General features: G+C 43.7%; 20 protein-coding genes and 1 pseudogene. 6 read left to right on the top strand and 15 right to left on the bottom strand.

Features of this window, described 5'->3' with window-relative positions; all coding sequences use genetic code 11:
* The first annotated feature begins 18 nt into the window (after positions 1 to 18).
* Positions 19 to 318, top strand: a pseudogene (locus AAZR19_RS15195) (NifU family protein).
* A 215-nt stretch (positions 319 to 533) separates the two neighbouring features.
* On the opposite strand, the gene AAZR19_RS15190 reads toward AAZR19_RS15195, so the two are convergent.
* From AAZR19_RS15190 to yutH, 6 genes are all read right to left on the bottom strand, one after another.
* On the bottom strand, positions 534 to 2,504 hold the full coding sequence (locus AAZR19_RS15190) for a prolyl oligopeptidase family serine peptidase (protein WP_434703647.1): 1,971 nt from the start codon (positions 2,502 to 2,504) through the stop codon (positions 534 to 536).
* A gap of 304 nt (positions 2,505 to 2,808) precedes the next feature.
* A complete protein-coding gene (gene thrB / locus AAZR19_RS15185; RefSeq protein ID WP_024423360.1) occupies positions 2,809 to 3,741 on the bottom strand; it encodes a homoserine kinase in 933 nt (310 codons plus the stop codon).
* Positions 3,738 to 4,799 carry a threonine synthase gene (thrC, locus tag AAZR19_RS15180; RefSeq protein WP_024423361.1) on the bottom strand — a complete coding sequence of 354 codons (1,062 nt, stop codon included), beginning with the start codon at positions 4,797 to 4,799 and terminating at the stop codon, positions 3,738 to 3,740. Before thrC ends, thrB begins: the two co-directional genes overlap by 4 nt.
* The gene (locus AAZR19_RS15175; protein WP_041107666.1) at positions 4,799 to 6,100 is read right to left on the bottom strand and encodes a homoserine dehydrogenase; all 1,302 of its coding nucleotides are present in this window, start codon (positions 6,098 to 6,100) and stop codon (positions 4,799 to 4,801) included. Before AAZR19_RS15175 ends, thrC begins: the two co-directional genes overlap by 1 nt.
* A gap of 223 nt (positions 6,101 to 6,323) precedes the next feature.
* Positions 6,324 to 7,292, bottom strand: a complete 969-nt coding sequence (locus tag AAZR19_RS15170) for a 2-hydroxyacid dehydrogenase (RefSeq protein ID WP_041107668.1) — start codon at positions 7,290 to 7,292, stop codon at positions 6,324 to 6,326.
* Positions 7,293 to 7,366: 74 nt separating this feature from the next.
* Positions 7,367 to 8,389 carry a spore coat putative kinase YutH gene (gene yutH / locus AAZR19_RS15165; RefSeq protein ID WP_226014945.1) on the bottom strand — a complete coding sequence of 341 codons (1,023 nt, stop codon included), beginning with the start codon at positions 8,387 to 8,389 and terminating at the stop codon, positions 7,367 to 7,369.
* A 132-nt stretch (positions 8,390 to 8,521) separates the two neighbouring features.
* Here yutH and AAZR19_RS15160 point away from each other — a divergent pair, with 132 nt between their 5' ends.
* Entirely contained in the window at positions 8,522 to 9,022 is a 501-nt protein-coding gene (locus tag AAZR19_RS15160) for a phosphatidylglycerophosphatase A family protein (RefSeq protein WP_025094161.1), read from the top strand.
* Between the two features lie 39 nt (positions 9,023 to 9,061).
* Here AAZR19_RS15160 and AAZR19_RS15155 read toward each other — a convergent pair whose 3' ends face one another.
* The 3 genes from AAZR19_RS15155 to AAZR19_RS15145 are packed head-to-tail and all read right to left on the bottom strand — an operon-like array spanning position 9,062 to position 10,583.
* Positions 9,062 to 9,835 (bottom strand): TIGR01457 family HAD-type hydrolase, encoded by a 774-nt coding sequence (locus AAZR19_RS15155; protein WP_434703713.1) that lies wholly within the window; start codon positions 9,833 to 9,835, stop codon positions 9,062 to 9,064.
* A gap of 18 nt (positions 9,836 to 9,853) precedes the next feature.
* Positions 9,854 to 10,288: a DUF86 domain-containing protein gene (locus tag AAZR19_RS15150; protein ID WP_434703643.1), complete on the bottom strand. Its 435-nt coding sequence runs from the start codon at positions 10,286 to 10,288 to the stop codon at positions 9,854 to 9,856.
* A 19-nt stretch (positions 10,289 to 10,307) separates the two neighbouring features.
* A complete protein-coding gene (locus tag AAZR19_RS15145; protein WP_024423368.1) occupies positions 10,308 to 10,583 on the bottom strand; it encodes a YutD family protein in 276 nt (91 codons plus the stop codon).
* Between the two features lie 120 nt (positions 10,584 to 10,703).
* On the opposite strand from AAZR19_RS15145, the gene AAZR19_RS15140 reads away from it, so the two are divergent.
* Positions 10,704 to 11,339: a YhcN/YlaJ family sporulation lipoprotein gene (locus tag AAZR19_RS15140; protein WP_024425978.1), complete on the top strand. Its 636-nt coding sequence runs from the start codon at positions 10,704 to 10,706 to the stop codon at positions 11,337 to 11,339.
* 39 nt (positions 11,340 to 11,378) lie between these two features.
* On the opposite strand, the gene lipA is transcribed toward AAZR19_RS15140, so the two are convergent.
* Positions 11,379 to 12,275: a lipoyl synthase gene (lipA, locus tag AAZR19_RS15135; RefSeq protein ID WP_008360456.1), complete on the bottom strand. Its 897-nt coding sequence runs from the start codon at positions 12,273 to 12,275 to the stop codon at positions 11,379 to 11,381.
* A gap of 326 nt (positions 12,276 to 12,601) precedes the next feature.
* Between lipA and AAZR19_RS15130 the strand changes: the two genes are divergently transcribed.
* Complete coding sequence (locus tag AAZR19_RS15130) at positions 12,602 to 13,546, top strand: M23 family metallopeptidase (protein ID WP_229137106.1); 945 nt, start codon at positions 12,602 to 12,604, stop codon at positions 13,544 to 13,546.
* A 26-nt stretch (positions 13,547 to 13,572) separates the two neighbouring features.
* Here AAZR19_RS15130 and yunB read toward each other — a convergent pair whose 3' ends face one another.
* The 4 genes from yunB to AAZR19_RS15110 form a co-directional block, all read right to left on the bottom strand.
* Positions 13,573 to 14,343, bottom strand: coding sequence for a sporulation protein YunB (gene yunB / locus AAZR19_RS15125; protein ID WP_434703641.1), 771 nt, complete (start codon positions 14,341 to 14,343; stop codon positions 13,573 to 13,575).
* Between the two features lie 69 nt (positions 14,344 to 14,412).
* Complete coding sequence (locus AAZR19_RS15120) at positions 14,413 to 14,718, bottom strand: YunC family protein (RefSeq protein WP_024425980.1); 306 nt, start codon at positions 14,716 to 14,718, stop codon at positions 14,413 to 14,415.
* Positions 14,719 to 14,785: 67 nt separating this feature from the next.
* The gene (locus AAZR19_RS15115; protein ID WP_434703639.1) at positions 14,786 to 16,159 is read right to left on the bottom strand and encodes a bifunctional metallophosphatase/5'-nucleotidase; all 1,374 of its coding nucleotides are present in this window, start codon (positions 16,157 to 16,159) and stop codon (positions 14,786 to 14,788) included.
* Positions 16,160 to 16,225: 66 nt separating this feature from the next.
* Positions 16,226 to 17,077: a DUF72 domain-containing protein gene (locus AAZR19_RS15110; protein WP_349905530.1), complete on the bottom strand. Its 852-nt coding sequence runs from the start codon at positions 17,075 to 17,077 to the stop codon at positions 16,226 to 16,228.
* Between the two features lie 305 nt (positions 17,078 to 17,382).
* Between AAZR19_RS15110 and AAZR19_RS15105 the strand changes: the two genes are divergently transcribed.
* Together AAZR19_RS15105 and AAZR19_RS15100 are read left to right on the top strand one after the other, a co-directional pair.
* Positions 17,383 to 18,552 (top strand): PucR family transcriptional regulator, encoded by a 1,170-nt coding sequence (locus AAZR19_RS15105; RefSeq protein ID WP_434703637.1) that lies wholly within the window; start codon positions 17,383 to 17,385, stop codon positions 18,550 to 18,552.
* 64 nt (positions 18,553 to 18,616) lie between these two features.
* On the top strand, positions 18,617 to 19,774 hold the full coding sequence (locus AAZR19_RS15100) for an oxalate decarboxylase family bicupin (protein ID WP_434703635.1): 1,158 nt from the start codon (positions 18,617 to 18,619) through the stop codon (positions 19,772 to 19,774).
* A 56-nt stretch (positions 19,775 to 19,830) separates the two neighbouring features.
* Here the strand turns inward: AAZR19_RS15100 and AAZR19_RS15095 are convergent, their stop codons facing one another.
* On the bottom strand, positions 19,831 to 21,021 hold the full coding sequence (locus tag AAZR19_RS15095; RefSeq protein ID WP_041107682.1) for a tetracycline resistance MFS efflux pump: 1,191 nt from the start codon (positions 21,019 to 21,021) through the stop codon (positions 19,831 to 19,833).
* Positions 21,022 to 21,072 lie beyond the last annotated feature (51 nt).

The raw sequence follows: 21,072 nt of genomic DNA, 5'->3' as shown, positions 1-21,072 counted from the left end.
AAACTTTGAAACCAATCAATAGATTTTTATCGTCCAGATGAATATAATGGTGATATGTTGTGAAAGGAGCGATTATATCTAATGACTGAAGTCGAAATGAAAGACCAAGTACAGGAAGTACTGGACAAACTTCGTCCATTTCTATTACGTGATGGTGGAGACTGTGAGCTTGTAGACATTGAAGATGGCATTGTAAAATTACGTCTTCTTGGTGCATGCGGCAGCTGCCCAAGTTCAACCATTACATTGAAAGCCGGTATTGAGCGCGCATTATTAGAAGAAGTGCCTGGCGTTGTAGAAGTTGAACAGGTTTTCTAATTCATATATGACATGAAAACGACCCGATTTGGGTCGTTTTTTTCATGATTGATAAAGGCTTTAGCCTCAGCGTGATATGAAAACCCTTGAAGTCTAGGAAGGACGAGTACTGGCGCGGAGCGAATTTTCTATTCGTGAGCACCAGCACGCAGGACTGACACCGAATGCGAGGGTTTGTCAGCACGCTGAAGCGGCCCGATTTGGGTCGTTTTTTATTAGGCTAGCTTTTCTCTAAACCATTCCTTTATAAAAGTCAGTCTTTGAATACGCTGCCCCGGGTGGCCGCTTCTGGATAGATCATGAGATGCCTTCGGAAATTTGACCAATCTTGTGTCTTTCCCAAGCTCCTTCAAGGCCACAAAAAGCTGCTCTGCTTGATCAACTGGGCAGCGATAATCTTCATCACTGTGCAAGATGAGCAGCGGCGTGTTCATCTGCTTCACATATTTTAGCGGCGAACGATCCCATAGCTTATCGACAGAGTCATAAATATCCCCATCAATCTGCCACCTTGTAAAGAAATAACCGATATCACTGATACCGTAAAAGCTAATCCAGTTTGAAATGGAGCGCTGTGTGACAGCTGCGCGAAAGCGGTCGGTCTGTCCGACAATCCAGTTGGTCATAAAACCGCCATAGCTGCCGCCTGTCACGCCAAGTCTTGTCTCATCAAGGAAATCATAGGCTGTGAGCACATGATCAACAGCCTGCATGACATCGTCATAATCAACGTCACCATAGTTTCCTCTCACACGTTCGGTAAACATCTGTCCATACCCATGACTGCCGTGCGGGTTGATATACACGATGGCATAGCCTTCAGAAGCGAGCATTTGAAATTCATGAAAATACGTATGACCATACATCGCATGCGGTCCGCCATGAACCTCTAGAATGAGCGGATATTTCTTTCCCTCTTCCATGTTGGAAGGCTTCATAAACCAGCCATGCACCTCGTCGCCATCTTTTGACTGAAAAGAAAATGGTTCAGGTTCGGATACGATATGCTCCTTTAGAAAATCATGATGCTCGAATGTGATTTGCTTTAGTTCTGCCTCCCCTAATGTCAGCTCATACAGCTCGCTTGGTGAAACAGGTGTAAGCCGGCTGAGCAGCAGTTTGGATTCATCTGGATGAAGGCTGAAATTGGTGATATGTTCCGCCTCTAGTCGAACAGGATAGGCTAAACCTTCAATAGAGAAATAATAAATCCCTGTGCTGCCTTGATCAGAAACAAGCGCATAAAACCCTTGGCTGTCCTTTGTCCACTGCGGAAGCTGATAGACCTCTCCCATCACGCTATCTCCTGCCATACAGTTCCCAACATACATATCGAGCATTTCTGACAGTTGAACCGCCTTTTCTTCCTTCAGATCATACAGCCATATTGATGGGAAGGTGGCATTTTGAAATTCGCGCTCATGTCCAATATACAAAAGACTCTCTCCATTTGGAGAAAAAGATACGGTGGAATAAGCGCCGTTTGCTTGTGTGATCTTTTTTGTCTGACCATCTTCTAATGACAGAAGACACACGTCACTTATGTAAGGTATCTGCGGATTTAATTGAATAAAGGCAAGCCATTTGCCGCAAGGAGAAACCGTATGATTCATATGATGAACCTGCTCACTCGTAACAGGCTCTATCTCTCCTGAATCGATATCCACCTTCACGATCTGCGTGACACGTCCATCTAAAAAGCCTCTTCCATCTGCTTTATAGGTCAAATCATCATATACCGCTGGAGCAAAGTCATCTTGCTCTTCCTTTTTTTCATCATGAACAGATTCTGATTGTTTCAATGACACAGCCGTATAAAGAAAAGCGCCGTCTGGGGAAAAAACAGGATGAGATACTCCGTAAGGAATCGTCGTTAAGGTTCGCACGCCGCCTCCTTCGCTCTTCATGAGCGCCAGCTGAGGGACTTCCTTTGGCTTTTGTAAAATAAAAGCAAGCTGCCTGCCGTCTTTTGACCAAACTGGCTGATGATGCTTTCCATCCTCAAATGTCCATTGTGCCAGCTCCTCTGTCTCTTCATCTCGAACCCATAAGTGGATGTTGTAATCGTCTTTTTTCTCATTCACAGTGACTTTTGTAAAGACTGCCTTTTTTCCATCTGGTGAATAAACTGGATGGGAAACAGAAACAATCTTCGTTAAATCTTCTGCCGTCATCAATTTCTTCATGAACGTATCTCCCCCTTTTATGCTTAAAAAATAGTTCGATCCTCTAAATAATAATCCCTGCTTCTTCCCATAAAAACAAGCATAAAAAAGAACGTGCAGATTCACAGCACGTTCTCAGATTGTTGAAAAAGGGCTAAAATGATCTTTATTTTAGCTCTTTTTCTTCTTTTCAGCGTGACCTGAAAACCTTTGCAGTCTAGGAAGAACAGCTACTTTTGCGGAGCGAATTTAACATTCGTGAGCACCAGCGCGCAGGACTGACAAAGAATGCGAGGGTTTGTCTACACGCTGGGAACATGCAGATTCACAGCACGTTCTTTACTTGATTAACAGGATGATGCTGCACGACAACACCTTCTACTGGCACCGTCAGTAAATCGACTTCACAATGCGGGAAATTTTGGGCTAGCTGCTCTTTCAGCGCTTCTCCCTTCCCTTTTTCCACTAGGGTGAGGATCGTCGGCCCAGCGCCGCTCAAAGCCGTTCCATACGCTCCTTTTAGAGAAGCGACATGCTCTACCTTCGACAGCTCTGGCACGAGCATTGTGCGGTAAGGCTGATGAAATAAATCCTTATTCATCATTTCTCCAACAAGCGGCCAGTTTTGCGTCATTAAGGCGGCTACAAGGACGTTGCTCACAGCACTCGCACTGACAGCATGTTTATAGGAGAAATCCTCTGGCAGGACATCACGGGCATCCTTTGTGAGCACTTCATAAAAAGGAATCACCACGACGACATCTACATCCACATGCTGCACTTTAACGGCATGTGTTTTGTCTTCTTCATGGAGACCAATCAGTAAACCACCAAACAAAGAGGCTCCCGCATTATCTGGATGACCTTCTACCTCACTTGCATAAAAGAGCTTCTGATCATCTGTCATGTTTAATTCAAGAAGCTGATTGGCGAGTTCAATGGCGGCTACGATGGCAGCAGCACTGCTGCCAAGCCCCCGTGCCAATGGAATATCACTCCACACTTTGACATGAACAGGCGGGAGTGTTTTTCCAAAGTCATCTGCGACCTTTTTGGCTGTTTGATAAATCAGGTTGTCGGTGCCTGATGGAATTCCAGACACAACATCTGTTTCTGCTTCAAACAACCAGCTATCATGGTCATAGACCGATAGCTTTAAATAGCGGCTGAGCGCCATTCCAACTGAATCAAAGCCTGGTCCTAAATTGGCAGTGCTTCCCGGTACTGTGATTGAAAAAAGCATGGAGGCTTCACTCATACGCGTGCGGCCTTTTCTAAGTGTTCAAGAATTTGATCTTCATCTGCATCAAGTGTAACCGGCTTGATTTGTGAAATATCGATAGCCGTATTTGGATCTTTCAGTCCGTTGCCTGTTAGTACTGCAACAACTTTACTGCCTGGCTTGATTTCTCCAGATTTCACCTGCTTTAAAACGCCTGCAATCGACGCACATGACCCCGGCTCTGCAAACACACCTTCCTCACGTGCAATCAATTGATATGCATGAAGAATTTCTTCATCAGTTACTTCATCAATCTTACCGTTTGATTCATCTGCGGCTGCCACAGCTTGTTTCCAGCTCGCTGGATTTCCGATACGGATAGCCGTTGCCACTGTTTCTGGCTGCTCAATCACTTCATTTCGAACGATTGCCGCTGCACCTTCTGCTTCAAAACCACGCATGACAGGCAGTCCAGTTCCTTTTTTCTCGTGATATTCCTTGAAGCCTTTCCAGTAGGCCGTGATGTTCCCGGCATTACCAACAGGAATCGCCAGTACGTCCGGGGCAGAGCCTAGCTGCTCACAGATTTCAAATGCTGCTGTCTTTTGTCCTTCAATTCGATAAGGATTGACAGAGTTAACAAGGGCAATCGGTGCTTTTTCACAGATGCTGCGGACGATTTTCAGTGCATCATCAAAGTTGCCGTCAATGGCAATGATCTCTGCTCCGTACATGACCGCCTGTGCAAGCTTACCGAAGGCAATTTTCCCGTCTGGAATGATGACAATACATTTCATATCCGCACGGGCTGCATAAGCCGCTGCTGCTGCAGAGGTATTCCCTGTTGAAGCGCACATAATTGTATCGTTGCCTTCTTCTTTAGCCTTTGCAACAGCCATGACCATTCCTCGATCCTTGAAAGAGCCTGTTGGATTGACGCCTTCTGTTTTCACATGAAGCTCGATTCCCAGCTTTTCTGAAAGCTTGGCGAGATGGATCAGCGGTGTATTCCCTTCATTTAATGTTAGTTTAGGTGTAGATTCGTTTACTGGTAAGAATTCTTGAAATTCTTCAATGAGTCCATTCCATTTCATCAGCTTAAACCGTTCCCTTCTACTCGGTACGTGCTCTTCACTTGAACCACCACGTCGAGGTCGTTTAATTTTTGCAGGATATTTGAGAAATCTTCTTCTGAGGTCTGATGTGTAATAATCACAATTTCAGCCAGCTCATCATGTCCTTTCACAGGAAGCTGAAGGATCTTTTCAAAGCTGATGCCTCTTTCAGAAAAAATAGATGTAATGCGGGAGAATGCCCCGACTTGATCTCTAACATGAATTCTTAAAAATTGCTGAGCAAATATTTCTGATGAGGATTTGATCTTCTTCTCAAACTGCGGTGCGATAAATCCGCTTCCGTTCACGCCAAGGCGCATGTTTTTCATCACTGCCACTAAGTCTGATACAACAGCTGTTGCAGTTGGCAGACTTCCTGCTCCAGGTCCGTAAAACATCGTTTCTCCTACAGCACTTCCGTAGACATACACAGCATTGAATTCATTGTTGACGGATGATAATGGATGATGATCAGGAAGTAAGGTTGGCTGAACGCTGACCTCCACTTTCTCTCCGTCTCTCTGAGCAATTCCAATCAGCTTCATTGTATAGCCAAACCGCTTACTGAAATTAATATCCTCATCAGAGATATCAGAAATACCTTTCACCTTTACGTCCTCTAAATCTACATTCATAGAAAAGCCGAGTCTTGCAAGAATCGCCATTTTCCTTGCTGCATCCAGTCCTTCTACATCGGCTGTCGGGTCTGCTTCTGCAAAGCCTAGATCCTGTGCTTCTTTTAAGACATCCTCATATGCGCTTTTATCGACATTCATTTTCGTTAAAATAAAATTCGTTGTACCGTTCACAATCCCCATCATCTTCGTGATTCGGTCAGAGGCCAGCCCTTCCTCCAGCGTACGCAGAATCGGAATTCCTCCGGCGACACTTGCTTCATAATAAAGATCACAGCCATTTTCTTTCGCTACATGTAAAAGCTCCGTACCGTAAAGCGCCATTAAATCTTTATTGGCTGTAATGACATGCTTCTTCTCATTTAACGCATCTATTAAATATTGTTTAGTCTCTTCAATGCCGCCCATCACTTCAATGATGACGTCGACCTCTGGATCTCTAATCACATCGTATACTTCAGTTGTGAAGACCTCTCTTGCGACATCCACATCTCTTTTTTTATCGGGATTGCTCACAAGCACTTTTTGTATTAATACCGGACAGCCGATTTGGTGCATTAATTTATCCTGATGGTCTTGGATAATTTTTACGACACCGCTTCCCACTGTTCCTAATCCTAATAGCCCAACTCGAATTGCCTTCACCTGAAATTCCACCTTTCTCCGTAAATGTCCTCTCTAAAAAGACATTTGTTAACCTTACACAGACATTCAATGTACACACATTATAAAGGGGTATCCTCATTTTGACAAGGTAATAAAATAAGAGATTGTCAGAATGAAACCGCTTAACAGCTATTTACATCAAGATTCTATATTTTCAAAATATTTTTGTCAGAAAAGCTCCCGAAAGCTGGGAAGCCTTATATTATAATCGAACCGGCGTTTTGGCTGGCTCGTCTTGTAAGACAAGCGCAATATTTTCAGCACATAAACGCATCATCGTTTTTCTCGTTTCGACACTAGCACTTCCAATATGAGGGAGGACTGTGACGTTACGTAATGTCGTTAACGGATGAGACGGACTGACAGGTTCCTCTCTAAATACATCCAGACCAGCGCCGGCAATTTTTCCTGTTGTGACAGCCTCGTATAAAGCATCCTCATCCACAGTCTGTCCTCTTGATACGTTAATGAAATAAGCAGAGTTCTTCATCAGATCAAATGCTTTTTCATTAAACATGTCTTTCGTTTCCGGGGTTAACGGCGTCAGACAAACGATGAAATCAGACTGCTTGAGCAGTTCCTCAAAAGCCGCATAGGTCACACCAAGCTGCGCTTCTGCCTCGGGTTTTCTGGAACGATTATGATAAAGGACATTCATATTAAAGCCTTTGGCCCGCTTGGCTAGTGCTGTTCCAATGCTGCCCATTCCGACAATCCCGAGTGTTTTGTGATGAACATCAGCACCGGCAAGAAGAAGCGGCCCCCAGCCTGTCCAGTTTCCATCCTTAATCCAATCACTCGCCTCGACAATGCGTCTAGCTGATGCCATCAGAAGGGCAAAGGCTAGATCCGCCGTCGATTCTGTTAAGACGTCTGGTGTATGACATACGGTGATTCCGTGCTTTTTGGCTGCTTCAAGATCAATATTGTCATAGCCAACAGCAAGGTTTGCGACCACCTTGATATTTGGAGCCTTTGATAAAAGCGGCTCATCTATTTGATCTGACAGCATGGTGAGAAGCGCATCCGCTTTAGCAGCTTGTGTTTCTAACTCTTCTCTTGGACACGGCTCATCCTCGCTTGGCCACATCTCAACATGAGCGACTTCTTTTAATGGTGTAAGTGATGCTTCATCCAGTTTTCTTGTGATATAGACGTAAGGTTTCGTCAAGAAGAACACTCCTTTTATCGATTTCTTTAAGCATAACGAAAAACGCCTCAAGAGAAAAGAGACGTTTCGTCTGTTCACTGAAACTTCAAATCAGCTGCAGGCTGAATCCAGCCAACAGCCGGAATGGGGCTCCCGCCGCTTCGCATGGCACTCATTTCTTGAAAGACCTTCAGAAAGTATTCATAACGATTGGCATCATTTAAGACGTAATCTAACCGCTCTTCATAATATGACTTTTCATTTTCTCCCGACATGTAGTAGCCTTCTACAATTTCAAAGTAATGAAGCGGAAACAGCAGGCGGCTGTATAACAAACGCTTTGAAAAGGAGGAAAGAGGTGTCACCTCCTCATATTGCTGAAGAAAGGAAAAGCCTTCTTCAATTAAATCCTCCTTATGCTGTACAAAGGTTTCTCTTAAGTATTCAGCAATATCACGGGTTGGATGATCAAAGACCCAATCCACAGGTAAACGAAGCGGCTGCTCATGCGGCCATGTCATACGTGAAAAGCGCTGATGACAGACAGTGCCTGAGTCACCTTCTTTCGGTTCATCATCAAGCTCAGTATCGACTAAATATTGAATGGCATTCTCCGTTAATCCAAGATAATACGGAAACGATTCAATGAATTTTTGTTCAAACCGTTCCAGCGGTTTTTGATGCATTTGCTGCATCCAAAAGCCTTCGAGCTGATCTAATCGTTTTGCCCATAATTCCTTCCAGGCACCGACACGTTTTGTTTCGGATACTTCATATGGAAATCCTCTTCCCCTGACATGGAAGGCTGCCAGCTCTGACGCTTGCTGAAACGAGCGGCTTGAGAGCGGAGGCGCTGCTTTTAATAAAGCATACTGCTCCTTCCCATGAGTAAAGGTGGGTTTCTCTTCATTTGTTAATTCAAACACAGCGACGTATGGGTCTCCAGCATTCAGTAAATACTGACTGATATGATACAACTCTGAGAGTTCTTCTTCTCGCAAATGAGACACAGGAACAATGAGGAAGAAAGCCTCCGCCGTTTGAAAGCTCTGATAACTGCCATATGGCGTAAATTGACGAACATCAATACCAAATGTGTGATAGATGGTTTCTTTCATGTTTTCACCTGCGTTCCTATGATCAATCTCTTATCATATCGTAGTCGCAGGTTGAGGGATTTATGAATACTATTTACTATCCGAAGCTTTTTACACGTTGTGGACAAATTACGAGGATTGGGTGAGGAATACATGCCGCATCATCATGAGATGAACGAAGTAGAAAAAACAGCAAGACGCCGTTTACAAGAACGTGGCGTAACCATTCAAGATATAGCAGACCTTGTCTACTTTTTACAGGAAAAATATCATCCTGGCTTAGACATGACAGAGTGCATCCACAATGTGGAGCGTGTCATCGCAAAACGTGAAGTTCAAAATGCGATATTAACGGGCGTCGAACTCGACGTACTCGCCGAGCAAAAAAAGCTGACTGAGCCGCTTCAATCAATACTTGAAACGGACGAGAGCCTGTATGGCGTTGATGAAATTTTATCCTTTGCTATCGTCAATATTTATGGTTCGATCGGCTTTACGAATTACGGATATATCGATAAAGAAAAACCAGGAATTCTCGGAAAACTCAACGATAAATCCACGGGCGAATGCCACACCTTTTTAGATGACATTGTCGGCGCTATTGCTGCCGCCGCATCAAGCAGGCTGGCACATAGTGCAAGAAATGCGGAATAAAGAAAAAGAGGACGCGCGCGTAACGCTTGTCCTCTTTTTTTATGATAATCGCTCAATCCACTCGGATAATGAATCAATGACATAGGTTGGCTGCTTTTCGTACTTCTGAAGCAGCTCTTTTGTTGTCACACCTGTATGGACGAGTAATGTGTCCATTCCTGCATTCATTCCTGCCATAATATCCGTATCATAGTTATCCCCCACCATGAGCGTCTCAGACACATCTGTCCCAAGTACACGCATCGCTTGTTCCATAATAATGGATTCCGGCTTTCCGATAAATGTCGGCTGAACCGTTGTCGTCACGGTCAGTACAGATGTTAACGAGCCGTTCCCTGGCAAAAGCCCTCTTTCTGTTGGAATGGCAATATCTCCATTTGTTGAGACAAACTGTGCGCCTTGACGGATGGCAATCGCACCTACTGCTAATTTTTCATATGTAATGCCACGATCAATTCCAACAACAACGAAATCAGCGTCTTCCTGACCAAACGTCAGCCCTTTTTCTTCAATGGCCTGCTTGATTCCTTCTTCACCGATCACATAAACGGACGCATCTTTCTTTTGCTCAGCAATATAATTAGCCGTCGCCATACTTGTTGTAAAAACTTGTTCTTCTGTTGCTGGGATATCGAATGAAACGAGTTTTTCCGCTACCTGCTTTGGCGTACGTGATGAGTTATTCGTGACAAACAAGTAAGGGATGTTCAACTCATTTAACTTTCGAACAAATTGACCTGCTTCCTCGATCTTTTCTGTTCCTTTATACATTGTCCCGTCTAAATCAATTAAATAGCCTTTGTATTTCATGATGCTCACAACTCCAATGGTTTATTTAAACGCTGATACTGGGCCAAGCTCCTGCTCCAAGTAGGTACGGATGCGGCTTGGAAAGACCTCTAGCGCCTGCTCTACTTCGCTGATCACCTGCAATAAGTCATGATGAACCACTTCCTGATATTGCTGCACAAGTGTCCTGCGGGATGAGACAAGCTTTTTCAGCTGACTGCCTTCCATTTCTGGTACGACTTTTTCATCAACAAGTATATCCATGATGTCATCATAGCTTCCTGGGTCACGCATAATAAAGCCATCAATCATGTCATTTCCAGTATCAAGAATACATTCGACGAGCAAATGAACAATTCGTTCCAGCGCTTTTTTCTCTAGAGGACTTGTCCATGTTTGATGACTCTGCATCAACTCATATTGCTCCTCGAAAAAACGTAATGTTTCTTCAATCTTTTTTCTGTCTACGAAATACATCATGACGCTCCCCTTTGCGTTATTTTCTGATTCGTTTTAAGACAAAATAGGCACAGCCAAAATTACAGTATTCATAAATGTATTCATCGAGTGTGCTGATTTTAGTATCAAATGTAGCCTTTTGGTTTTGGTCATCAAAGAAACCCTTCAGCCTGAGCTGATTATAGCCCCAGTCCCCCACAATATAATCATACTTATTTAAAATATCTGAGTACCTTGCTTTAAACGCTTCTTCATTAAAGCCGTCTTTGATATCTCTTACAAGATCAAAGGTAGCATTCTGAACGACGATCATCTTCTCACCTCTTTTTAAACGATCCATCTTTAATGATAATTCATTGGAAGAACTCCATCAATTGCTAAAGCATGTTTTTTCCGATTTAGCCGAAGCTAAAGGAAAAAGGAGGTCACATTTATGAAGAAACAACTGACAGCCGCGATTCTCCTCAGCATGCTTTTAGGCGGGTGCGGCTTTCAATCAGGTATGAACCGGCAAGTGGATGAAGATTCTTCAAGCAAAACCATCCGTCTGTCGGATCGTCATGAAGGAAATAATTCCAACATGCCAGAAGCAGACACAAACAGAGCAGGATATGTTCGTTATCAGCGTCAGCAAGTAACGGATCAGAAAGAAAGAACCCCCGCTTTAAATCGTGAGCATCTCGCCCACGTCATTACAAGTTTAACGGTGCAGCTGCCAAACATCAAAGATGCTGCCACACTTGTGACAGATGAGGATGCACTCATCGTGTATCGAACAGGAAACAAAAACCGTGATGAATCTGCCGATCAAGTAAAGAAAACGGCGGTTTCTGTTCTCCCTCGTTATTATCATGTATACGTCTCTGATAATCCAGAGCACTTTCAATCCATTGCCAATTTTTCACGTCTTCAAACCAATTCACGTGATTTTGACCAAATTTTAACCAAAACGATTCAGCAAATGAAGTATTCCCCTCAAGGCGGGAACATATCGAATCAAGAAGATGCAAATGGGATGACGAATTCCGACCGTACGATGAGAAGAAACGCCCCTTACGGCCAAAATTAATACGAGAAAAAACGCCAGAGAGCTCTGGCGTTTTCTTTGTTACGCTTGCGCCTGACGCTTTTTAGACGCTTCGTTTACTTGTTCATCTGCATGGTAGGAAGAGCGCACAAGCGGCCCAGCTTCACAGTGGCTAAAGCCTTTTGACATCGCAATTTCCTTCAGCTCTGCGAACTCATCCGGATGGTAGTATTTTTGAACTTTCAAATGCTTTTTCGAAGGCTGTAAGTACTGACCAATCGCCATAATATCCACGTTATTGGCAAGAAGATCATCCATGACTTCAATGATTTCTTCCTTCGTTTCACCGAGTCCAATCATAATGCTTGATTTTGTTGGAATATCGGGCTGCATTTCTTTTGCACGACGCAAGAATTCTAATGAACGATCATATGTAGCACGCGCACGAACTCTTGGCGTTAATCTGCGAACTGTTTCAATGTTGTGATTTAAAATGTCAGGACGAGTGTCCATTAACGTCTTCAAGTTATCATAATTACCGCCCATGTCTGAAGGGAGAACTTCAATGGTCGTGAATGGGCTTTTTCTTCTAATCGCACGAACGGTTTCAGCGAACACACCTGCGCCGCCATCCTTTTGATCATCCCTTGCAACCGCTGTTATAACAGCGTGCTTTAAGTTCATTAAGGCTACTGAATCTGCCACGCGTTCTGGCTCTTGCAGGTCAAGCTCAGTCGGAAGTCCAGTTTTCACCGCACAGAAACGGCATGCGCGCGTACAAACAGATCCAAGGATCATAAATGTAGCGGTTCTTCTCACTGCCCAGCATTCATGAATATTCGGACATTTTGCTTCCTCACAAACGGTATGCAGGTTGTTTTCCCGCATCATTTTCTTTAAACCGGTATAGTTTTCATTCGTATTCAGCTTAATTTTAAGCCAGTCCGGTTTTCTTACGTGCTCTTCCTTCTTTGCCAATTCCATCATCTCCATATGAATTCATTAAAGGTGCATCTACAAAAATCTTCCTGCTATATACGATGGATGCAGCCAAGAAGCTGCAAAAAATTGAATCTTCGGCCTAAAGCCTTTTCTTTAGACACTTTAACATAGTACAGATTGAACAACAAGGGAATGAGCTGCAAAAATACCCAAAAGCCTCCTAAAAAAACAGAAGAAAATTACTAACATTTTCTTCTTATGAAATAGAGTGATCTAACCACACTAAACGGTAGAAGATGATGCTCGATGAAAGGAGATGGACGTTTGTGAAAGTGGTTTTAGCCATTATGATTGCTCTTTCAATGCTCCCTTTACCTGTTCATGCAAAAGGGACGGGCAAACAGCCAGATGAATTGAAGCAAAGAATGGCCCTATATGAAAAAGTCTCCATCACAACACAGGTTCCATGGTATGTACTTGCTGCAGTTGATCAGTATGAACACAATATTCGAAAAAGCAGAAGAGATTTACCGAAACAAAAAGGCGTCATTGGCATCTACATTCCCCGGGAAATGTGGATTGGACCAGAAAACCCGAATAAACAGGATACCTCTCCTTTAAGCATTAAAGTGTTTGACGGAATTGGTCTTGATGGGAATGGGGATGGCAAAGCAAGCAGCGATGACGATGAGGATGTATTGTTCACGTTTGCTCAATACTTGCTTCACTACGGCAGCAGCATTGATCAATTAAAAATTGGCTTATGGGACTATTATGGACGTGATCAAACCGTTGGAATCATTTCATCTTTTATGAAGCTATATAAGCACTACGGCCATCTTGATCTTGGAAAACATGCTTTTCCTCTTCCGGTTGGAGCTGACTACAGCTACCGAAGTACATGGGGAGATGCGAGAGGGTTTGGAGGAAGGAGAATTCATGAGGGAACCGATTTATTTGCCCATTATGGACTTCCCGTTCGTGCGACATCGTATGGTGTGATTGAAATGAAAGGCTGGAACCGCTTTGGCGGCTGGCGGATAGGTATTCGAGATATTCATAATCATTATCATTACTTCGCGCACTTAAATGGCTTTGCGAAAGGACTCAAGACAGGTCAAATTGTTGAACCCGGCCAGGTGATTGGGTCTGTCGGAAGCTCCGGCTACGGCCCTCCAGGCACCGCAGGAAAGTTTCCGCCTCATCTTCACTATGGCATGTACAAAGACAACGGCAGAACCGAATGGTCATTTGATCCATATCCTCATTTGAGGGCGTGGGAAAGAGCTGAACGGAAACGAAAGTAAATAACAGCCCAATCATTGTTGGGCTGTTATTCCTTTTTCTCCTTTTTCTCTGGGAGAACAATTGATGGAGCACCTGAGTTTGTTCCGCTGCCATTATAATAATCTGGTACGTCTCCTTGAACGGCTTGTATGGAGACAGGAACAGAGTTTTTAACTACGATTGTTTCAGAAGCAAACGGGATAATGACTCTTACCTTGACCTCGATCAGAACACTAATATCAATCAAGGCATTGTTGATGCCATAAGGCTTAATGTTTTTTTCAACGTCAGTATGCGGATCACCAATCACACTAAAACGTACAGGCACTTTGGGTCCGAGGTTGGCGATGAGTGCATTTCCGGATGCTTGCCCAAGCGGAATGTTATATATAATGCCGTCATGTCCATCTGTTTGATCCTTTAATGCTTTTTTTGCCTCTTTTTGAAAGTTCCCCTTTTCAATGTCTTCTAAATTTTTTTGAAGGTGACGCGAGAGGTCAGCCATTGCTTTCGATGTTGCTTGCGCATTAAAATCGATGGTCGTCACTTTTCCGTTCTCACTTGTATTCATGACCACCATATCCTTCATATTCTCCTGATCGTCTGCAAAGTCTTGGACTGAATATTGTATGAGGTGATTGGCGATGCGCTCTGTTTCTAGTTCAGCAATGTGAATAAGGGTAGGTTTAATGGATCGGTTGATAAAAAATAAACTAATTACGGTTGAGAGCACAAAGAATAAGATCGCAAGCAGCATGACGTAACGAAATGGCAAAGGGCCCTTCTTGTAGGGGCGATAACGGCGGTTCATTCTCAATAAAAAATCCCCCCTTCTCCATTACATGTGTATGCAGACAGGCGGGGGGATAAGAATCATCTCTCTATTTTATTTCACCATTTTTAATAATGCATCTCTTCCAATTGTTCCAGCTGAGATGCCCAGCGCTTCTGCGGCGTATGTCACAGATTCTAAAGGAGCATCGAGCAATTGCTCAATGGTTCTTACACCAACTGCTCTTCCTGCAATAATTCCTCTATCTGCAAGCTTTTCATTCAAGAGCCCGACATCCAGTGCACCGCACATGATATATCCATGTTCATTTGTTACTGCCATGAAATTTGTCTTCGGCAGCTTGACGGTGACCGCTGTAAAGGAATGGCCATCAATTGTAATAGGTGTTAAATTCACCAAATCCCTTCACTCCTCTCATCACAATCTATGTGAAAAGAGGGCGCGTGTTGTTAGGCTGAAGCGGATTTCATGTTGCTTCCTTCAAGCGCCATGTCAGAACATCACGTAAAAATTCAGGCATAAAATATTCAATGTGTTCGTGATCACGGATATGAGGAAAAAGAGAGCCTAATGTATACATATCGACTGTGCCAACAGTATAGGAGGCGTCATTCTTGATCAATTGACCATGTACAAAGACATCCTTCACCCGTTTGGCCTCGCCTTCTTCTAATGTATAGCTGAGGCCGCTATATAGCATTTTCCCCATCAGCTCACCTCTAAAGCCGAAGCCATTGATGCGCAGCTGTTCCATTTTTTCTTCACAGCCCCGCTGAACCGTTTCGATGAGCTGTTGACCGGTAAGCGTCACCCGAATGGGATTAATGGGATGCGGACATATCCGGTGGATTTCTTCTCTTGTAACAATCCCTGCCTCTAACGAATCAAGCACCATACCTGCATTCATCATCCCAATATCTGCTCCGCACCAATCTTTAATGGCATCTGTTAAGAGCTGCGGAAGCGGAGATTCGTCGAACCACTTCGTTTCTAGCTTCGACTCAATCGTTGTCACTTTTTCCTGCATGAGTGCTTTTGCTCTTCTTTCTGCCTGCTGCAAGGTGGTGATGGCTTCATCTGATTCACTGATAAGCTGATCCACTGACTGCACTGTCGCTTTTTTCTCTATCAGCTCTTTGCGCGCTGTATCGATCGTCAGCTCAACGCAGCCAATATAATGCCCATACTTTTCAGCACATGCAAGCAGTACACCATTGTCCATTTCACCTTGTTCTAACAGATGATGCGTGTGTGAACCTAGGATGATGTCGATGTCAGGGAAATCACGGGCGACCTCTCGATCATGGATGATACCGAGATGAGATAAAAGCACAATGACATCCGCCTGTCCCTTCACTTCCTGCAGCATGTCCCGTATGCTGTCAAACGGATCAGTAATGTTCCAGCCCAGCTTCTCATATACAGGTGTATACGCAATGGTCACGCCTAAGAGACAGAGCTTCAGTCCGTTTTCCATTGTGATCATATGATAGGGCTTTGCCCATGATGGCCTTTTGCCTTTCTCAAATAAATTAGACAGGACCACTGGAAATTGTGCATTCTCATACAAGTGATCCAGCTGATCATGGGGCAGCGTAATGCCTTCATTATTCCCGATCGTGACTCCATCATAGCCAAGCTGATTGAGGAGCTTGACATTTACCTTTCCATAATCCGCTTCGGATACGAGGTTCACTCGATCCATATGGTCGCCAATATCAAACAAGAGCATCTGATCGTGAACTTGACGCTTTTCTTCAATATAAGCTGCAATTTTTGGCCAGTTCTCAAAGTGGCTGTGCAAGTCGTTTGTATGATATAACCATAGCTTCTGCAGCATGTTGATCTCTCCCTCAAGTTGTCACTGACCGTCTCATTCAGGTTGAAAGCTTCAGTCAGCTCTCGGTTAACTAAATAAATCTAACTGCTTCGGAGACAGGCTTGAATAGGTGATATCCAGCAAATCAATCATCTGCTGGCCATTTGCCGCTGCATCTCCGCCGGAGTTATTATTAAACACGACATAGACATCTTTCGATTGCTGATGCAGAATGTCGAGATTCTTTTTCCACTCTTTTAATTCAGCTTCATTATATAAATATAAGTATCTCACTTCACGCCAATTCTCATGGTCTGCCGGGTGAAGCCAGCCCTGTTTATTCCTGCCGTGAAATCGGACCAATGTTTTATCACGGTGTGTAGCTTGTATGACTGGCGGAATGGAGCCTTCTCCGACTTGCGGTTCATCACAGACAGAATGAATCCATCCTTCCTTTTCCATAAAGGACAAAGTCTGCTCATAAAATTCATCTGAAAACCATGTACGGTTTCGGAATTCGAGAGCACATGGAATGTCCCCCATCTTCTCCTTACACCATCTTAAATAGTGGACGTGCTCTTTTTTGCAATCAAACCAAGGTGGAAATTGAAAGAGCACCATGGCCAGTTTCCCTTCACGAATGAGCGGAGTCAGCGAAAGAATAAATGCATCAAACATGTCCTCCTTCGAAGCAAACGGAATCTCGCCCCTTTGATGTCCAGTCATTCCTTGGTATGCTTTCACAACAAATTGAAAGTCATCTGGCGTATCCTTTATCCACTTTTCATGATTACGCTCAGGCTGAACCGCATAAAAGCTGGCATCCAGTTCCACAATCGGAAACGTTGACGCGTAGTGAAACAGCTTTTGCGCGCTTCCGATTCTTGGCGGATAAAGACTGTCATGATCTCCCCAGCCAGTTAATCCGATATAAATCATGTTCCTCACCTCTTGCCACTCTCATGTATAGACGGCTTCCTCATTCGAAGCCTTTGTTTCTTGTGATACCCATATTTTCTGAAAGAAATTCTTCTGTCTACAACATATCATATTTGCTCGTAATTCTGAATGAAGATGACTGGCGGCACGTGATTTTGTCCTGACGCTCTGTTTGTTTGTTATATGAATTGACAACTTTCTATCTAAAATGATTTTAGCTGATAACATAAAATGCATATCAGAGATGTTGTCAGTGATTGTCCATTTTTTTATTCATCTTCACCAATAAAGGAGACCCAGTGGATATGAGCATAGACGATAACCAGTTTGAAATTTTACAAAAAATGGCCAAAAAGATTCACAAGCCCATCTATTTGTTTAACCAGCATGGACGTATTCTCTATACCTCGCACCCCATGATCACAAGCTCAGAATGGATGCACATTCTCCCCTTTTTTCAAAGCAGGACTACTCATTCTTTTTCAATGATACATGCAAAACAAACCTTTTCCATCTTTCCAATTGATCTAAACGAACAAACATGTGATTATCTGGTCATCCTTTCTTTCATTCACCCGCAGAATAAAACATTGCATGGGATCATTGCAAAAGCAGTAAACAAAATGTCGATTGCACGTATGAGACAATATGCCGCCCTGCAAACGGCCAAGCGTGCTAGAAATGAGGGCTTTCGCAAATGGATAGAGAGGGCATCGTCTTCCCAGCAAGATCCCTTACATTTCGCTCAGGCGTTTGGATTAAACGCCGAATGCCGCTATCTATGTATGATCTGTCAGCTTGACGAGCGCAGTGATACCACATATTTTATGAAGCAGCAAATGGTTTTAGATCAAATGGTTGATCTGCTCGAAAGTGCACTTCCAAGCTGCCCATTTCCTGCCTTTCTGTTTTTAAAAGGTGATATGGGTGTTGTATTGATGGAGGAGACTGGCAGTTGGCCGGAGGTTAGCGACAGGCTCAGCTCTTTTTTAAAACAGTTGCAGATGCTTGTTAAACTGCAAGTGAATCATACTATTTCTTTTGGGGTGAGCTTGACGGGCTGCCTCATCTCCCATCTGTCTGAAGGCTACAATGAAGCATTAGAGGCTCTTCAAACCGGACATCTCTCATTGCGGACTGAATATATTCAATTTTATCAAGCCAAGGATGTGCCAGATTTACTAAGGCTCATTCCAAGAAAGGATATGATCACGTTTCACCAGCTGCACCTTCACCCGTTATCTGAACCATCACAAGTCGATCAAAGCCTTCTTCACACCTTATCTGTCTATTTAGAAACCCATTGCCACATTTCAGAAACAGCCAAACGATTGTCCATTCATCGCAACACGGTCATTTATCGCCTCGAGAAGTGTGAAGAATTGCTTCGAATCAGCTTAAAAGATTCTGACGCAACATTGCGGCTGCGCTTAGCCTTCCGTATTCAAATGTTTCTCTCATCCCATCCTGATTGAATTTTTTCTTCTGAAACCTCATATAGTTTGGAGGAGAAAAATGAGACTCAAGGAGGGATGATAAATGGATGATGAGCTCCGTCACATCCCGCAGCCCATTCGAAAGGATGGCGCGGGTGCCACCGACTTAGGCCCGCGCGATGTCCTTCGAGATATAGAGAACCCAGATATGCTCGTTCCCCCTAAAACCGATGCCGGAACAATCCCCAATTTAAAATTTTCATTTTCTGATACACACATGCATTTGAATCACGGCGGCTGGTCGAGGGAAATTACAAAGCGGGAGCTGCCTGTTTCAACAACGATTGCAGGTGTCAACATGCGGCTCACACGCGGAGGTGTTCGGGAACTTCATTGGCATAAGCAGGCTGAATGGGCGTATATGATTTTAGGCAAAGCCCGCATCACATCTGTAGATACAGAAGGGCGAAATATGATCGCTGATCTAGAAGAAGGCGATTTGTGGTATTTTCCACCTGGTATCCCGCACTCCATTCAAGGACTTGAGGATGGTTGTGAGTTCCTTCTTGTATTTGATGATGGCGATTTTTCTGAATTTGATACATTCACGATCACAGACTGGTTTGCCCATACACCGAAAGAGATTCTCTCCGCCAATTTTGGTGTTCCTAAGAAATTGTTTGACCATATTCCGAATAAGCAGCGCTATATGTTTCAAGGCTCACCGCCGTCATCCTTAGAAAGCCAAATGGTATCTGATCCATATGGGAGCATTAAGCCGCCATTTACGCACCAGCTCCTTCGTCAAAACCCGATAACGACCTCTGGCGGAACCGTCCGAATTGTCGATTCACGGAATTTCCCGATTTCAAAAACGATTGCGGCTGCACTTGTTGAAGTAAAACCTGGCGGCATGAGAGAAATGCACTGGCACCCTAATAATGATGAGTGGCAATACTATTTAACAGGTACAGCTAAAATGACGGTCTTTGGAGCAGGAGGTACTGCCCGCACCTTTAATTACAGAGCAGGTGATGTTGGATATGTTCCTTTTGGCATGGGGCATTACATCAAAAATATCGGCCAAACGAGCCTTTGGTTTTTAGAGATTTTTAAAAGTGACCGGTTTGCAGATATTTCGTTGAATCAGTGGATGGCCTTAACCCCGCCTCAATTAGTGAAAGAGCATTTACACGTAGATGAAGCGATGATTCGTGCGCTTCATAAAGAAAAATCACCTGTCGTGAAATATGAGAGATGATGCCCATCATAAAAAACCGATCAATTCGTCCTGATCGGTTTTTTTATCAGCAAATTTTAAGAAGCTGCCGAAGCATGCTGCACTTTTTTCCCCCACACGATGGATGCAGCGAAGCTTACGCAAAGCACTAGTGTTCCAAACATAAAAGGAAACTCAATATTCACATCAAATAATATACCCGCAAGACTCGGTCCGACGATATTGGCAAGGCTCATAAAGGATGTATTGAGACCGCCTGCTACCCCTTGCTGATTGCCTGCCATCTTGGACAGCAATGTATTGAGGGCTGGTCGGACAAATGACGTAGCCGATAAAAATAAAATCGAACCCGTAAAAATCAACCAAAAGGACGGCGCATAACGGCAGGCGATCAGCATGAAAGCTGCACCTAACAGCGCATAACGGACGACCCTCATCTCTCCAAATCGTTTCACGCAAGCATTCACTAACGCCCCTTGAACAAGCACCCCGGCAAGACCCGCAACCGTAATCACAAACGCAATATCCTTCGGTGAAAATCCGTGTTTTTGGTCTACATATAAGCCGAAAATCGATTCAAAATGAATGATTCCGAAATTGAGGACAAAGGCCAATATAAACAAAAAGCCGTACGATGTCTTTAGAGCCTTGATCATTTGTACAAAAGGATTGAAATGAATATCCTTGTTGAGCCGTGCCTCTTCCTGTTTTTCCTTTGTTAATGTTTCAGGTAAGAAGAGGATGGATAACAAAGTAGAAAGAGCAGCAAAGGAACCGGCAATAAGAAATGGAAATGCGATCCCGTACTCAACCAAATAGCCGCCTACGCCCGGCCCGATGACAAAACCTAGTGTCATCGCTGCACTGAATAGACCCATTCCTTTCCCTCGGTCCTTTTCACTTGTAATATCAGCGATGTATGCAAACATGGCCGGCATAAGCAAAGCCCCGGCAGCACCGCCTAAAAACCGTGACACAAATAGCATCCAAAGCTGATCAGCAAAAGCAAAAATAAACTGAGCAATCGTAAAGCCCGCAATCCCGGCAATGATCAATTTTCTTCGTCCAAATCGATCGGTCAGTGCCCCGGCAACCGGCGATAACGCAAATTGTGTAAAACCTGTTGCAGCAACAAGAAAACCGAGTGTTTTTCCTGTTGCACCAAAGGCTTCAATATAACTCGGCATAACAGGTACAATGAGGCCAAAACCAAGCATGGCAATAAAAATATTGAGCATCAAAATGTATAATCTGCCCATCTTCTTCATATAAAAACCTCTTTCTGCATATAAATGAAAATGATGACAAAAAAATGATAA

The organism is Bacillus sp. Je.9.29.b, from assembly GCF_051129925.1.
In the GTDB taxonomy this organism is placed as follows: domain Bacteria; phylum Bacillota; class Bacilli; order Bacillales; family Bacillaceae; genus Bacillus; species Bacillus safensis.
The sequence above is the reverse complement of the archived record's forward strand: the minus strand, read 5'-3'. Positions and strand labels throughout refer to the sequence as shown.